The 14393-nt window shown below is 60.0% G+C and carries 10 protein-coding genes; 4 read left to right on the top strand and 6 right to left on the bottom strand.

What is annotated here, in order from left to right; translation table 11 throughout:
* Positions 1-30 precede the first annotated feature (30 nt).
* The 5 genes from AC6I1V_RS17295 to AC6I1V_RS17275 all read right to left on the bottom strand — a co-directional run bounded on the left by AC6I1V_RS17295 (position 31) and on the right by AC6I1V_RS17275 (position 5107).
* Positions 31-399, bottom strand: a complete 369-nt coding sequence (locus AC6I1V_RS17295; RefSeq protein WP_486854996.1) for a hypothetical protein — start codon at positions 397-399, stop codon at positions 31-33.
* Between the two features lie 95 nt (positions 400-494).
* On the bottom strand, positions 495-758 hold the full coding sequence (locus AC6I1V_RS17290; protein ID WP_302553874.1) for a hypothetical protein: 264 nt from the start codon (positions 756-758) through the stop codon (positions 495-497).
* A gap of 88 nt (positions 759-846) precedes the next feature.
* A complete protein-coding gene (locus tag AC6I1V_RS17285; protein WP_486854638.1) occupies positions 847-1110 on the bottom strand; it encodes a hypothetical protein in 264 nt (87 codons plus the stop codon).
* 88 nt (positions 1111-1198) lie between these two features.
* The gene (locus AC6I1V_RS17280) at positions 1199-1462 is read right to left on the bottom strand and encodes a hypothetical protein (protein WP_486854637.1); all 264 of its coding nucleotides are present in this window, start codon (positions 1460-1462) and stop codon (positions 1199-1201) included.
* A 543-nt stretch (positions 1463-2005) separates the two neighbouring features.
* Positions 2006-5107 carry a sigma-54 interaction domain-containing protein gene (locus AC6I1V_RS17275; protein ID WP_486854636.1) on the bottom strand — a complete coding sequence of 1034 codons (3102 nt, stop codon included), beginning with the start codon at positions 5105-5107 and terminating at the stop codon, positions 2006-2008.
* A gap of 1593 nt (positions 5108-6700) precedes the next feature.
* Here AC6I1V_RS17275 and AC6I1V_RS17270 point away from each other — a divergent pair.
* From AC6I1V_RS17270 to AC6I1V_RS17255, 4 genes are all read left to right on the top strand, one after another.
* Positions 6701-8347, top strand: a complete 1647-nt coding sequence (locus AC6I1V_RS17270; protein WP_337430929.1) for an amidohydrolase — start codon at positions 6701-6703, stop codon at positions 8345-8347.
* 123 nt (positions 8348-8470) lie between these two features.
* The gene (locus AC6I1V_RS17265; RefSeq protein ID WP_486854635.1) at positions 8471-9844 is read left to right on the top strand and encodes a sodium/glutamate symporter; all 1374 of its coding nucleotides are present in this window, start codon (positions 8471-8473) and stop codon (positions 9842-9844) included.
* A gap of 109 nt (positions 9845-9953) precedes the next feature.
* Positions 9954-11381 carry an outer membrane homotrimeric porin gene (locus AC6I1V_RS17260; protein ID WP_486854634.1) on the top strand — a complete coding sequence of 476 codons (1428 nt, stop codon included), beginning with the start codon at positions 9954-9956 and terminating at the stop codon, positions 11379-11381.
* Between the two features lie 782 nt (positions 11382-12163).
* Positions 12164-12334 (top strand): hypothetical protein, encoded by a 171-nt coding sequence (locus AC6I1V_RS17255; protein ID WP_486854633.1) that lies wholly within the window; start codon positions 12164-12166, stop codon positions 12332-12334.
* A 608-nt stretch (positions 12335-12942) separates the two neighbouring features.
* Here the strand turns inward: AC6I1V_RS17255 and AC6I1V_RS17250 are convergent.
* Positions 12943-13911 (bottom strand): exodeoxyribonuclease VII large subunit, encoded by a 969-nt coding sequence (locus AC6I1V_RS17250; protein ID WP_486854278.1) that lies wholly within the window; start codon positions 13909-13911, stop codon positions 12943-12945.
* Between the last annotated feature and the right edge of the window lie 482 nt (positions 13912-14393).

Genomic DNA, 14393 nt, shown 5'->3' with positions numbered 1-14393 from the left:
TACCGCCCCCATTCTTTTGAGCCCCCGGAATCAGGGAGTTCCGCACGGCTTGCCCCGCCCGGCATTCCGGGCGTTGCCGTGCGCCCGCACGGGAAAACCATCCGCTGCGGGAAGGTGGCGCATCCTCGCGGAGGGTGCGCCCGTATGGGGAAGGTGCTTTTCTTGTCGGCAGCCCGCATCCAGTCCGGGGGGGGGGCGTCCGCCCACATGGGGAATGTATCCGTGCGCGAGCGGTTGGACCGCGGGATGAACGGGGGCGTCCGCCCGCAGGGGGAATGTATTTCTATCGACCGGATTCGGGCTGTCAGTGACGAGGTGCGCCCGCCCGCATGGGGAAGACGCCGTCAAGGGGTTCATCATCGGGACGGCAAAGGGGGTGCGCCCGCATGGGGAATGCACGGTAACATCCGACGGCTTCCCCTTCCCGCACCCGTTCCCCCACAGGCAAAAACAGCACAACCATCGCCGCCAACCAAGGGGGCACCGGGAGCCCGCTAGTCCTTTTCTTTATTCCACTCTTGTATCATCGCATCGAATTTTTTCGCTTTTTCGTACAAGTGGGGATTGACGACCGTGGCCCTGCCGCCTTTCGCTTCCATCATGACGGACCAGATGCATTGATCCTGAGTGAAAGAGAGCGTGAAGGTGCCTGCGTTTTTTTCCGAAGCCTCTTTCAAGGCATTGATGGAAGGCTCAAGCAGCTCGTCCGCGCAAAGGAATTTGCCGGAAGGGTCGCTGATCGAAAAATAAAGGCTCATATTGGAAATCCTTTTCCAAAGGCTCTGTTATAGTATGTGGTTGTTTCATTACAACCATCGCCGCCAACCAAGGGGCACCGGGAGCCCGTTAGTCCTTTTTTTTATTCCACTCTTGTATCATGGCATCGAATTTTTTCGCTTTTTCGTACAAGTGGGGATTGACGACCGTGGCCTTGCCGCCTTTCGCTTCCATCATGACGGACCAGATGCATTGATCCTGAGTGAAAGAGAGCGTGAAGGTGCCCGCGGTTTTTTCCGAAGCCTCTTTCAAGGCATTGATGGAAGGCTCAAGCAGCTCGTCCGCACAAAGGAATTTGCCGGAAGGGTCGCTGATCGAAAAATAAAGGCTCATATTGCCAATCCTTTTCCAAAGGCTCTATTATAGTATGTGGTTGTTTCATCACAACCATCGCCGCCAACCAAGGGGCATCGGGAGCCTACTAGTCCTTTTCTTTATTCCACTCTTGTATCATGGCATCGAATTTTTTCGCTTTTTCATACAAGTGGGGATTGACGACCGTGGCCTTGCCGCCTTTCGCTTCCATCATGACGGACCAGATGCATTGATCCTGAGTGAAAGAGAGCGTGAAGGTGCCTGCGTTTTTTTCCGAAGCCTCTTTCAAGGCATTGATGGAAGGCTCAAGCAGCTCGTCCGCGCAAAGGAATTTGCCGGAAGGGTCGCTGATCGAAAAATAAAGGCTCATATTGCCAATCCTTTTCCAAAGGCTCTATTATAGTATGTGGTTGTTTCATCTCCACAGTGCAGTGGAACATACAGCCTCTTTTCCCGTTTTCCCCTTGGCGAGAACCACGGCCAAGGCATTTTGCCGGTTATCCCTTTGGAGCTTCAAGGAAAAAAGCATCAACCGTTTTCTATAACACAGCCTTTTCAAAAATGTGCCAAACAAAAGGGATACAGTACAAAGACACTAGGGCAACAATACCGGAAAAAAGCCCGGAGCACTACTGTAGACTTGCTGTCCGTCGCCAAAACGTCTGGTTACGGGATTGGGGCCCGCCATCGGGCCAAAGGGCTTCCTGTTCCGCAACAGGCGGGTTCGGCGGGCGGCTTTCCTCCCTGCGGGCCGATGCGTACGGATTCTGCCGCGTCTTTAAGAAAAGGAGGGAAGGCTTTTCCCCCGGCGGGCCGCTGTGCAGGGCTGCGCTTTGGGATGTGCGGCAAGGCGGTACCCCGGCTTGAACCGCCCCCCCACTCTCTCTATCTATCAACAGCATGTTTTCATTTACTATATGAAGTCGGAAGGGGTGATCCCGTATTTCTTCAGTTTGAGGTAGATGGTCGAGCGTTTGAGGCGGAGCAGGGCTTCAGCGCCGTCCGGCCCGCAGACTTTCCCGCCCGTCTGTTCAAGCACATAACGCAGATAACGCTCCTCAAGCTCCGGGATCGTGGGAAAATCCGAAATGGTGAAGGCCCCCGCAGCCGAGCCGGAGGCGGCTGATCGGCTGGGCGACACCAGTTCGAGCAAGGGCGCGTTCAGGATGACCGCCCGCTCGATGATGTTCTTGAGCTCCCGCACGTTGCCGGGCCAAGGGTAGTTCAGGAGGCAGGCCCGTTCCGCACCCGTAAGCTGAAGGGGCGGCCTGCCGTAACGCTGGCAATAGGTTTCCACGAACGCCTCCGCAAGCCCGATGATGTCTTCGCGGCGTTCCCGCAGCGGGGGAACCCGCAGGGGCACCACGGAGAGGCGGTAAAACAGATCCTCACGGAAGCGGCCTTTGGCGACCTCGTCGCGCAGATTGCGGTTGGTGGCGGCGACGAGGCGGAACCGGGATACAATTTCGGCCGTGCCGCCCACGCGCATGAACCGTTGGTTCTGGAGCACGCGCAGCAGCTTGACCTGCATGCTCAGAGGCATTTCCCCCACTTCGTCGATGAAGAGGGTTCCGCCGTCGGCCATTTCAACGTACCCGATCTTCTGGCTTGTGGCCCCGGTAAAGGCCCCTCTCTCGTGCCCGAAGAATTCGCTTTCAAAGAGCTGTTCGGGCGTGCTGGCGGGATGGACGGCCACAAAGGGCCCCTTGCGCTGGCTGAAGAGGTGGAGCTGCCGCGCGAAGACGTCCTTCCCCGTCCCGGTTTCCCCATAAAACAGCACGGCGGCATCCGTCATGCCGACCTGCCGCACCTGTGCGGCGAGCTGCTTCAGCCCTTCGCCGATGATGGGGGCTTCCCCCGTATTTTTTTGGAGCGTTACGGCGTTGAACTTGGCGTTTTGCCAATGGATTTCCTGTTGCCGCATGTCGTCGAGGCGCAGCGCAGTCCGCACTTCCGCGGCGAAGAGCCGCGCCAGTTCACCGAGTTCGCTTTTCTTGAGCTGCGTCAGAAAGCCCGGCCCGAACCGCGTGTCGAGATACAGCAGCCACGGCTGCCGCCCGCCGACGTTCAGGGACAGGCAGACCGCCCGCCGTTCCCGATCCCCCTTCCTTTTGCTCAGGCAATCCGCAACCCATGCAATCCGGTCGCGCATGGACGGGCTTTGCAGCTCCGTCCGGGTAAGGTTCACCGAGGCGGCGCATTCTACGGGATGCCCGCCCGCCGAGGGCCTGAACAGCGCGGCGCGTTCGGCCTTGAGTTCGAGCTGGGCGACGTTGACGATGCGCTGGAGGTTGTCCTCAAGCGTCTGCCGGATGGGGACGTCATTGAATGCGTCATGGCAGCGATCCATGAGCTCTTCTTTCAAGAAGCGGGTATCGACAGTGGGGACGCCCGGCGAAAAGACGTCGCTGTCCCTGTCCCGCGTGGCGAGGATCGAGATTTCGAGGGGGCTCATGCCCGCGTGGGACGCCCGGCCTATGGACTCCGAGACCAGCATGCGGAGGGGGCGGGCCTCGTCATGGCGTCCGAGGCTTTCCAGCGTGTTCGCCAGTTCGTGGCGGGCCAGGGCCAACTCCCGCACATCCTGCGAAGGGGCGAGGCAGCCGATGCTTTGGCGGAGGAGGCTTACGGGATCGGCTTCCTCCGCATCCCATCGGCCCGCTTTGCCGTCCCGCAGGCACAGGGCCTTGACGCGGAGCGCCGCCCCGCGCCGCTGGCGGTTGGGGCTGCGGAGAAAAGATTCGAGGGTATCCCGGAAGGCGTAGCGGGGAATGTCGGGATACCCCACCTTTGCGAAATCATACAGCATATCCAGAATATAGGGATCGACAAAAGGGGAGTGGGGCGAACCCGCGGCGATGGCGTTTTCGGTTTCGCGGCGGAGGATGCGGTAGGCGGCGCCGGGCCGCCCGTTGAGGTAGTGGTAGAGCGCCAGCCCGCGTACCGTGCTGGAGAAGATTTTGGGATTCTCCACCGGATGGGTGCAGGAGAAGAGGAAGTCCAGATGGTTAAGCGCGTCGTCCCAATCGCCTTTGCGCAGCAGCAGGAAACAGAGATGGGTCAGCCAGAGCAGGGAGAAGGTTTTTTCCCCGGCAAGCTCGGCGGAGTGGCGGGCGGATTCCACTGTCCCGACGGCGAGGGTGTAGCGGCCGAGGTACATGGCCGACTGGCTGATGCTCATGGCATGGAACAGGGCGATCCGGTCGAGCCAGTCGCCGGGCTCCCCCTGATGGACATGGCTGCGCAGCGAATCCGGGTAGTCGCCGCTGATAGCGTAAAGCAGGCCCGCGAAACAGGCGATATGGTTTTTCATCTCCTGTTCGCAGGCGTCCTTGAGGCGCAGGAATTCGACCTCAACTTCGCTGATGTCCCACGGCTCATCGGGAAGCTCCAGACTGATCAGCCGCATGTAGTTTTTGAGGATGCCGATGAGGGGGCGGAAGCGTTCGTTGCCGCCGTACCCCGCGAGTTCGTAGGCGATGGAGGAGAGCCTGAAGGCCAGCGGGATGTGGCGGTTGGCGAGGATGCACATGCTCTGGAAGGTCAGGGCGAGCTTGCCGTACAGACAGCTTTCCACGCCTCCGGCGCCGTGCAGGTGGCGCTCGCCCCATGCGATCAGGAAGCGCAGCGCGCATTCCATGCAGATGATGCTGCCCGGACGCCGTTTGCCGAGCCCTTTGCCGATGGCCTCGGCAATGGCGGTGCAGTCGTCGAGCGCCATATCAGGAGCTCCGAGCCGCGCGAGCGCATGTGTGAGGCTGCCCGGCGAGGCGTTCCGGGCGACAAGGCGCGCGAGCCCGTCCCGCACGGCATCTGGCAGGCTGGGGCAGGCCCATGCATCCGGGCCGCCGGCCCGGACAACGAGCCCTGCGCCGAGAAGCGGCTCAAGGAAAGAGGCGATGGCCTCTTGCGGCTTTCCAGCCAGTACGGCGAGTTCCTGCGTCAGGAGCGGGCGTCCGGCGGCGTGTAGGGCTGTGACGAGCACGGCTTGGGAGCGGTTCAGCGGACGGGGCATGGATACCTCCAAGGGCCGGGGAAAGGGAGCCGTCTGCGGCGCGGTACGTGCGGCACAGCGGAAGTCCCGGTTTCTGTAAATGGCTGTGCCATAGAAAGTCGCTGATGCCTTTTTCCCTGAAGTCCCAAAGGAATAACCGGCAAAATGCCTTAGCCACGGGTTCAGCCAAGGGGAAAACTGGGGAAAAAGGCTGTATGCCCACCGCGCTGTGGAGATGAAACGGCCACATGCGATGCCGGAACCTTATAAAGATGTCTCGCTGAAATGAAAAGGCCTTGATGCGGAAAACGTCTGTTGGAAACCGGGGGGTTACGATACGCCCGGCTTCCGCGTTTTCCGGCAGGGAGCCCGTACCGGATTGGGGCCGGGTGCGCCCCTTCCCCGGAGGGGCGGCATCTCCCGGAACAAGCCCTCGCCGCAGGCATCAAAGCGTGTTCCTTCCTTGAGGGGCGGCATGCAAAAGGAGCCTATTACAGGTGAAGGGCCCAAGTGCGTCCTTTCCCCGGAGGCGGGGCATTGGAAAAAGGGGGCTCCTGCGCGCTGTTCCGCTTCGGCACAGCCGTTTGGCAAAACCGTGGACAATCCGTTTGTGCTTAAGGGGACAATTGAAAAGGGCCGTATCTCAGGAAATGGCTGATGCTTTCTTTTTTGAAGCCCTAAAGGGATGACCGGCAACGTGCCTCTCCGTAGAGCCGTCTGACGGACAAACTGGAGAAAAAAGCTGTGTTTTCACCATGCTGTGGAGATGAAACAACCACATTCCATAACGGGGCGTTGGAAAAAGGCGGCGTCTTTATTTTTGGATGATTCCAGTTTTCTGGAAAGCTGCCGAGGCGTGGGTGCAATGGAGGTTCTTTTTCAAAAAAAGAATTATCTTACGATGAGTTGATAAAAAGGGGATTTCCGTTTTTGCCTCCTCCGATCGTTTCCCTAAAAAAGGGGGCTCCTGCGCGCTGTTCCACTTCGGCACAGCCGTTGGGCAGAATCGTGGACAATCCATTTGTGCTTAAGGGGACAATTGAAAAGGGCCGTATCTCAGGAAATGGCAGACGCTTTCTTTTTTCAAGCCCCAAAGGGATGACCGGCAACGTGCCTCTCCGTAGAGCCGTCTGACGGACAAACTGGAGAAAAAAGCTGTATTTTCATCATGCTGTGGAGATGAAACAACCACATTCTATAACGGGGCGTTGGAAAAAGGCGGCGTCTTTATTTTTGGATGATTCCAGTTTTCTGGAAAACTGCCGAGTCGTGGGTGCAAGGGAGGTTCTTTTTCAAAAAAAGAATTATCTTACGGTGATTTGATAAAAAGGGGATTTCCGTTTTTGCCTCTGCCGACCGTTTCCCTAGGGCTTCTTTTTCCCTTTTATCCTGTTTATTCAGCATGTTATTTTTATAACGGGCCCGTTCCGTCTAAAAAACTGGACTGAAGGGCCTTTCGTTTTCTCCCCTTATGTTCGGACGGATTGCCGTCGTTTTAAAAAAAATAATAAAATAAGTGCAATATAAATATTTATTCCGGCTCTTCACCGTTGGCATGCCGCTTGCTCTAAAAAGGGCAATCGTGAACAACAGCTTAACAGAGGAGCCATCACTATGGGTACGGCAACGCAGATCTACCGGAACGGCACGATATTGACGATGGATTCACGGGGGAGCGTGGCCAGCGCGCTGGCCGTCGAGGGCGGCCTTGTCCTCGCTGTGGGGACCGAGGAGGAAGTCATGGCCCATGCGGGGCCGGACACCGTCGTCACTGATTTGCGGGGACGGACTATGCTGCCCGGCTTCATCGACGGGCACAGCCATTTCGTCTGGGCCGGGCTTATGTTCGCCACACAGCTTGATCTTTCCTCCCCGCCCGTCGGCAAGGTGAAGGACATCGCCGAAATCCGCGATCTGCTCAGGGAAAAGGCCGCCTCCACGCCCAAGGGCGAATGGATTCTGGGATACGGTTATGACGACACCGCCCTTGCGGATCGCCGCCACCCGCTCGCGTCCGACATGGACGACGTGACGCCCGATCACCCGGTGCTCCTGCGCCATGTTTCCGGGCACTTGTGTTCCTGCAACAGCCGGGCGCTGGCTCTGGTCGGCTATGATCGGAATACGCCCGATCCCGTCGGCGGGATCATCCGCCGCGACGCGCACGGCAACCCCAACGGCGTGCTTGAGGAACCTCCGGCGATGAACCCCGTCGCCGAGCTGCTGCCCGAACCGTCCGAGGAGGACTGGATGCGCAGCGTCGCAACCGCCTGCGATGCCTATACCGCAAAGGGCGTTACGTCCGCGCAGGACGGGTTCACCCAAGAAAAGCAGTGGGCGCAGCTCCGCAAGGCCCATGAAAAGGGCCTGCTCCGCAACCGCGTGCAGATCCTGCCCGGCCTCGGCTGCTGCGATCTCAGCCAGTTCGCTTCCCACGTTTCCGGTACGCCGCTGACCGCCGACGGCAAGATCAGCCTCGGCGCCGTCAAACACCTCGTCGACGGCAGCCTGCAGTGCTATACCGGCTGCCTGAGCAATCCCTACCACAAAATCATCTACGATCTGCCGGACGGCCCCCTGTGGCGCGGGTACATTCAGGAAAACCCGCAGGGCTTCATCGATCGCATCGTCGCCCTGCACCGGGAAGGCTGGCAGATCGCCATTCACGGCAACGGCGACGAGGCCATCCAGCTCATTCTGGACGCCTACGAGGAAGCGCAGAAGCGTTACCCCCGCGCCGACGCGCGGCACATCATCATCCACTGCCAGACCGTGCGCGAGGATCAGCTTGACCGCATCAAGCGCCTCGGCGTGGTGCCCTCGTTCTTCGTCGTCCACACCTATTTCTGGGGCGACCGCCACCGCGACATCTTCCTCGGCCCGGATCGCGCCCGGCGCATCAGCCCGCTCCGCAGCGCCCTGAAGCGCGGCATCCGGTTCAGCAACCACAACGATACGTTCGTGACCCCCATAGATCCCCTGCTCTCCGTGTGGTCGGCGGTCAACCGCCTCACCAGCAGCGGGCAAGTCCTTGGCGAGGAATACACCATTTCCGTCATGGACGCGCTGCGCAGCGTAACCTCGTGGGCCGCATATCAGGCCTGCGAGGAAACGAGCAAGGGCAGCCTCGAACCCGGCAAGCTGGCCGACATGGTCGTGCTTGGGGACAACCCCCTTGCCGTGGACAAAAAGGCCATCCGCGACATCCCGGTGTTGGCGACCATCGTCGGCAATGAGCTCGTATACGGGTCGCTGGAATAGCCTTGCCGGAAATCCGGCGGCGCGGGGCGTTCCTTCCCGCCTCCCCCGCCGGATTTCCCTGCCCCCCTGCATTTGCGGGTTCTCCCTGCCTTGACGATCTCAGCCTTACAAAGAGAGGGATTTATGGAAGCGTCGTTTTATCCGTATCTGGGTGCCTTGTGTTGGATCGGTGTGCTGCTCATGCTTGGGACGTTAATCCGCGCCAAGGTGCCGTTGTTCCAGAAGCTGCTGTTCCCTTCCTCCCTTATCGGCGGGCTCATCGGGTTTGTGCTGATCAACCTTGATCTGATCGGCATGCCCACCTCCACCGGCTGGAAGGACATCACCCCGAATATTTTCAGCATGATCACCTTCCACTTGTTCGCCTTCGGCTTCGTGGGCATCGGCCTGCTCCAGACCAAGAAGCCCGCCAGCGGCAAGGTTGTGATGCGCGGCGCCCTGTGGATAGCGCTTGTATTCGGCCTGCTTTTCTCCGTGCAGGCGCTCATCGGCAAGGGCGTTTTCGTGCTGTGGCAGGAGCTGTTCGGCGGCACGTTTGAAACCGTCAACGGCTACCTTCTCGGCGCGGGCTTCACGCAGGGCCCCGGTCAGACGCAGGCCTACGCGACCATCTGGCAGGGTTCCTATCAGACCGCGAACGCCCTGAGCGTCGGGCTGGCCTTCGCCGCCGTCGGGTTTCTCGTGGCGGGCATCGTGGGCGTGCCGCTGGCTTTCTACGGCATCAAGCGCGGCTGGTGCACCGGGGGGCGTTCCGGCGAACTGCCCCAGAACTTCCTGCGCGGCCTTATGGATCGCGGCGACAACCCTCCCTGTTCCCACAGCACCACCCACCCCGCCAACATCGATAATCTCGGCTTCCATTTGGGCCTCATGGCGGCGATTTACGGCGTGGCCTATCTTTTCGGGCTCATGTTCGCCAACTACATGCCCGCCGGCATCGCCGGGCTGGGCTTCGGCCTGACCTTCTGCTGGGGCATGTTCCTCGCCATGTTGCTGCGCAAGTTCATGGCCAGGGTCGACATCCTGCACCTCATCGACGGCGAAACGACCCGGCGTCTGGTCGGCGGCTCCGTGGACTTCATGATCTGCGCCGTGTTCCTCGGCATCGAAATGGAGGATCTTCAGGAAGTGCTGCTGCCCTTCATCGTCGCCATCATCATCGCCACGTTCATCACCTTGATCCTTTGCGTATGGTTCGGCCGCCGCTCCCCTGAGTTCGGCTTTGAACGCTGCCTGATCATGTTCGGCTACGCCACGGGGACGGCGGCTTCGGGCCTGCTGCTGCTCCGCATCGCCGATCCGGATTATGAAACCCCCGTCGCGGTGGAAGGCGGCCTCATGAACGTATTCACTTGCCTGACCTTCCTGCCGGTCACGCTGTCCATGCCGTTCGCGCCGGTGGAGGGATACCCCATCGTCTGGGTCTTCACCGCCATCATCGTTGTGACGCCCATCGCCATGTATCTCTTGAAGCTCATCCGCAAGCCCGCGTTCTGATCCCATCGGAAACGGGCCGCACGTGAGGGATGCGGGGGTACCCCCCGGAGGAAAGGAAATGCCGGGACCCCTCGCCCGGAGTATCTTCAACCCCAAAGGAGAGAGGAAGATGAAGAGACTGATGACGCTTTTGCTGGCCGCCGGTTTGGTTTTTGGCGCAACTTCCGCTGTGAAAGCGGCGGACTTCAAGATGTCCGGCCTGATGCAGCACCGTGTGTCGTTCGCCGACCGCAACTTCGCGAAAGGCAACGGCGACGACAAGATGCGGGCGGCCAGCCGTATCCGTACCCAGATCGACGTGATCGCCTCGGAATCCCTGAAGGGCGTGGTATTCTTTGAAATCGGCCACCAGAACTGGGGCAAGTCGGCTGAAGGCGCATCCCTCGGCACGGACGGCAAGGAAGTCAAGGTACGTTACAGCTATGTCGACTGGGCGATCCCGCAGACCGACGCCAAAGTTCGCATGGGCCTCCAGCCGTACGTCCAGCCGACCTTTACCGGCATCGGCTCCCCGATCCTCGACGCCGACGGCGCGGGCATCACCATCACTAACCAGTTTACCGAAAACGTAGCCGCGAGCCTGTTCTGGCTGCGCGCCGAGAACGACAACGACCCTGACATGGCGGAGCATGACGCCCACGACGCGATGGACTTCATCGGCCTGACCGTGCCGCTGACCTTCGACGGCGTGAAGGTGATCCCGTGGGGCATGGGTGCCTTTGTCGGCCATGACAGCTTCAAGGGCGGCAACTTCGACCTGAATTCCCCCATGACGCAGGGCATGCTTCCCCTTGCCGGCAAGGGAGCGCTCGCGGACATCGTGGCCTCCAGCGACAAGGATCACGGCAGCGCATGGTACGGCGGCATCACCGCCGACGTGACCGCCTTCGCCCCCTTCCGTTTCGCGCTTGATGCCGCCTACGGCAGCGTGGATCTGGGGACGAGCAGGCTCGACGGCAGGAGCTTCGACGTGAAGCGTTCCGGCTGGTACGCCGCGTTCCTCGCCGAATACAAGCTGGAATCCTGCACCCCCGGCCTGCTGTTCTGGTATTCCTCCGGCGACGACGCCAACCCGTACAACGGTTCCGAGCGCCTGCCCTCCATCGACCCCGACGTGTACGTGACCTCCTACGGCTTCGACGGCACGAACTACGGCGGTGCGGCCCAGACGATGGGCTACGGCATCTCCGGCACATGGGCGGTCATGGGCCGAGTGAAGGACATCTCGTTTATGGAAGATCTCTCCCATGTCCTGCGCGTCGTGTACTATCAGGGCACGAACAATAGGGAAATGGTGCGGAACAAGATGATCTCCGACCCGCAGGACTCCCTGTACAGCATGATCTACCTGACCACGGGCGACAAGGCCGTGGAAGTGAACTTGGATACGGAATACAAGCTGTATGAGAACCTCTCGCTGTTCGTGGAGCTCGGCTACATCCGCCTTGATCTCGATAAGGATTTGTGGAGGGGCGTGGGCTACGAGGCGAAGGAAAACAACTTCAAGGGCACCTTCAGCATCGGCTACAAGTTCTAGGCGAACCGGGGCCTTCGCCTTTCTTTCAGTGAAGGCTCCGTCAACGTTCGGAGATGGTGCCTCTATCGGGTTTGCCGGGGCTTCCGCTTCCCCTTGTGGGATGGAGCAAGCCGCCGGGTCTGGGAACGGCCCGGCGGAACCCCGGCGATGCGATGTCGAAAACGGACGCTCTGCGCATGGCGGGGCGTCTGTTTTTTGTGGGAACCGGGGCGGCGTCAATCCCGCATAGGGTGGAGTTAGGCCGTCCGCCCGGTACCGGGGGAAGAGGGGATTTTCTTTTGCCATGCCGGTGCGTGCGGCCTTTTTTCGGCAATGGGGGGCTCCGAGAGCCCACCCCGGCAGTGAGGCGGGGCGCAGCGGCCTTTACTGGCTAGGGTGGCGGCATACGCGGATGATTTGAGCGGTGCTAAGGGTATTCCCCTCCGGGGGGTCAATGAGGCGTCGAACATCTGGAGCTGTTCTTCCAGAGTATCCCCCCCTCCGGGGTGTTTCCCAATCCTCACCCCGCGGCAAGGTGGCGGCGAAGTATGCCGGGCCCCGCCAGGGAGTTTCTCCGTCTGTTCACTCTAGGTCGTGTCGTCATTTTATATGTAACTATTTGAAATTATCGAGAACAATCTTTTGGCGGCTTAAAAATGGTTAAATAGTTTCAATAGATTATATCTAATTGACGGCGCGACCTGGAAGCGGTTTGGTGAAGCATTCATTTCTCCGGCGGAGGATGCTATCCCTCCGGTTGCCCTCAGGCTTTGCGGCGATGGAGGTATGGGCCTTCCTTCCCGGTGCAGGACACGGCGCTGCGTATTACGCTGCCCGTCCAGCTAGGGTGCAAGGAACCGATCCCCGGCGCTCTGTCGCGTACCACGTTGGTGCCCGCCCAGAGCTTGGGCTTTTCCGCCGAAGCTCAGGGGTACGCCGCCGTCGCAGCCCTCCCATCGTGCCACATAACCTAGCGGAAGAGCCCCAGATACCCCGCCAAAGCCATTCCCACGAGGGCGGTGAGCATCCATTTCAGCTTGCCGATCCGCAGTGCCTTGATGAGCGCGGCCTGCTCTTCGGGGGCCTCCCTGTTGGTGCCCGCCCAGAGCTTGGGCTTTTCCGCCGAAGCTCAGGGGCACGCCGCCGTCGCAGTCCTCCCGTCGTGTCCTATAACCTAGCGGAAGAGCCCCAGATACCCCGCCAAGGCCATTCCCGCGAGGGCGGTGAACATCCATTTCAGCTTGCTGATCCGCAGTGCCTTGATGAGCGCGGCCTGTTCTTCGGGGGCCTCCCTGTTGGTGCCCGCCCAGAGCTTGGGCTTTTCTGCCGAAGCTCATGGGCACGCCGCCGTCGCAGCCCTCTCATCGTGCCGCATAACCTAGCGGAACAGCCCCAGATACCCCGCCAAGGCCATCCCCGCGAGGGCGAAGAACATCCATTTCAGTTTGCCGATCCGCAGTGCCTTGATGAGCGCGGCCTGTTCTTCGGGGGCCTCCCTGTTGGTGCCCGCCCAGAGCTTGGGCTTTTCCGCCGAAGCTCATGGGCACGCCGCCGTCGCAGTCCTCCCATTGTGCCACATAACCTAGCGGAACAGCCCCAGATACCCCGCCAAGGCCATCCCCGCGAGGGCGATGAACATCCATTTCAGCTTGCCGATCCGCAGTGCCTTGATGAGCGCGGCCTGTTCTTCGAGGGCCTCCCTTTCCGTTTGCCTCATGGTGTAGGTACGGATCAGTTGTTCCCGGACGTAGGCTCCGGCGCTGGTGGGCGTCGTCGTGCAGAAATCCGCTATGATGTCCGCATACGTCAGGTTGCCGGAGTGGCCGAGGCCGGTGATCCTGTGCGCCGCTTTACGCGCAAGGGCCTTGACGACGTATTCGTGCTGGAATGTGGTAAACTCGGCGTCGCCTCCACCCCCGCGTATCAGCACGACGACATTGCCGCCTGCCTGATCTATCGCCCGTGCTATGGCGGACGGATCCGCCATGGAGGTCGGCAGGGATTCCACGTTGACGTTTTTCAGATCAAGCTCGTTCCTGAAGTCGGCGAAGACGTTGGCGGCATGGGACTTGGAATGGATCACGGAGATGGCGGTCACCCGGTTGGGGAAGGGTATCCTTTTAAAGCCAAGTTCCTTGAGGTGGCTGATCGTCCCTTCAACATTTTGAGGTGGCTCTGGGCCGCGCCCTCCCCCGGAAGCCTCAATGACCGAGGCCGCATGGACATGGAGTTTGAAGAGGACGACGGATTTCTTCAGATACACCACCGGGGTGCCGAGGACATCAACGCGATCCCCCGGCCGTATGCCCCCGCTTTGAATGGCCTCAAGCGGCAGATCCATACAGATGCTTTTTCCCTCGTCGGTGAGTTCAATGCCGTAATGGACACCATTCCAGAATGTCCTTTTGGCAGTCCAGTCCCCGATGATCCCCTGCGTCCTGAAGACGCTGCTGGAGCTGTCTACGGCGTTTTTGAGGGCAGTCCCCGCCATATCCTCGAAAACGGAACTCAGGCGGGCAACGGACAAAGACGGCATCGTGGGCATTGGCATATTGGATTCTCCGAAAGGCGTTGCGAAATGTTCAGCATGGTTTCCCGGTCGAGTCAACCCGCACGGGGGAAACGGCATCCCCGGCGGAACATGGCATACGGGCATGGAACCCGCCATAAGGGAAGGGCGTAAGCCCATCCGGGGATGCTGCCTTTGACGGCTACGTGTCCGAATAAAAAGAGGGCCCCGCTGTAACGGGCTGCGGTTCTATAAAGAGAGGGGCCGGGCTGGCGGGGGACACCTCTGTCTTCCTGTGTGGATCGTGGCGGTACGGCGGCGTGAAAAGCAAAGGAAAAGGTTCTGTCATGGCATGTGGTTGTTTCATCTTTACAGCGTGGTGAACATGCAGCCTTTTTCTCCGGTTTTCCCATCGGCGGAATCCATGCCCAAGGCCTTTTGCCGGTTATTCCTTTGGAATTTCAAGGAAAAAGCATCAACCGTTTTCTAGGCCGTGTCGTCAGTTAGATATAATCTGTTGAAAT

Source organism: Bilophila sp. T19-St14, assembly GCF_059728385.1.
This window is presented reverse-complemented; position numbering and strand designations above follow the sequence as displayed.

What these genes read in the sequence shown, in the direction of transcription:
- AC6I1V_RS17290 (WP_302553874.1), bottom strand. Translation starts at nt 758, where the DNA reads ATGAGCCTTTATTTTTCGATCAGCGACCCTTCCGGCAAATTCCTTTGC.
- AC6I1V_RS17285 (WP_486854638.1), bottom strand. Translation starts at nt 1,110, where the DNA reads ATGAGCCTTTATTTTTCGATCAGCGACCCTTCCGGCAAATTCCTTTGT.
- AC6I1V_RS17280 (WP_486854637.1), bottom strand. Translation starts at nt 1,462, where the DNA reads ATGAGCCTTTATTTTTCGATCAGCGACCCTTCCGGCAAATTCCTTTGC.
- AC6I1V_RS17275 (WP_486854636.1), bottom strand. Translation starts at nt 5,107, where the DNA reads ATGCCCCGTCCGCTGAACCGCTCCCAAGCCGTGCTCGTCACAGCCCTA.
- AC6I1V_RS17270 (WP_337430929.1), top strand. Translation starts at nt 6,701, where the DNA reads ATGGGTACGGCAACGCAGATCTACCGGAACGGCACGATATTGACGATG.
- AC6I1V_RS17265 (WP_486854635.1), top strand. Translation starts at nt 8,471, where the DNA reads ATGGAAGCGTCGTTTTATCCGTATCTGGGTGCCTTGTGTTGGATCGGT.
- AC6I1V_RS17260 (WP_486854634.1), top strand. Translation starts at nt 9,954, where the DNA reads ATGAAGAGACTGATGACGCTTTTGCTGGCCGCCGGTTTGGTTTTTGGC.
- AC6I1V_RS17250 (WP_486854278.1), bottom strand. Translation starts at nt 13,911, where the DNA reads ATGCCAATGCCCACGATGCCGTCTTTGTCCGTTGCCCGCCTGAGTTCC.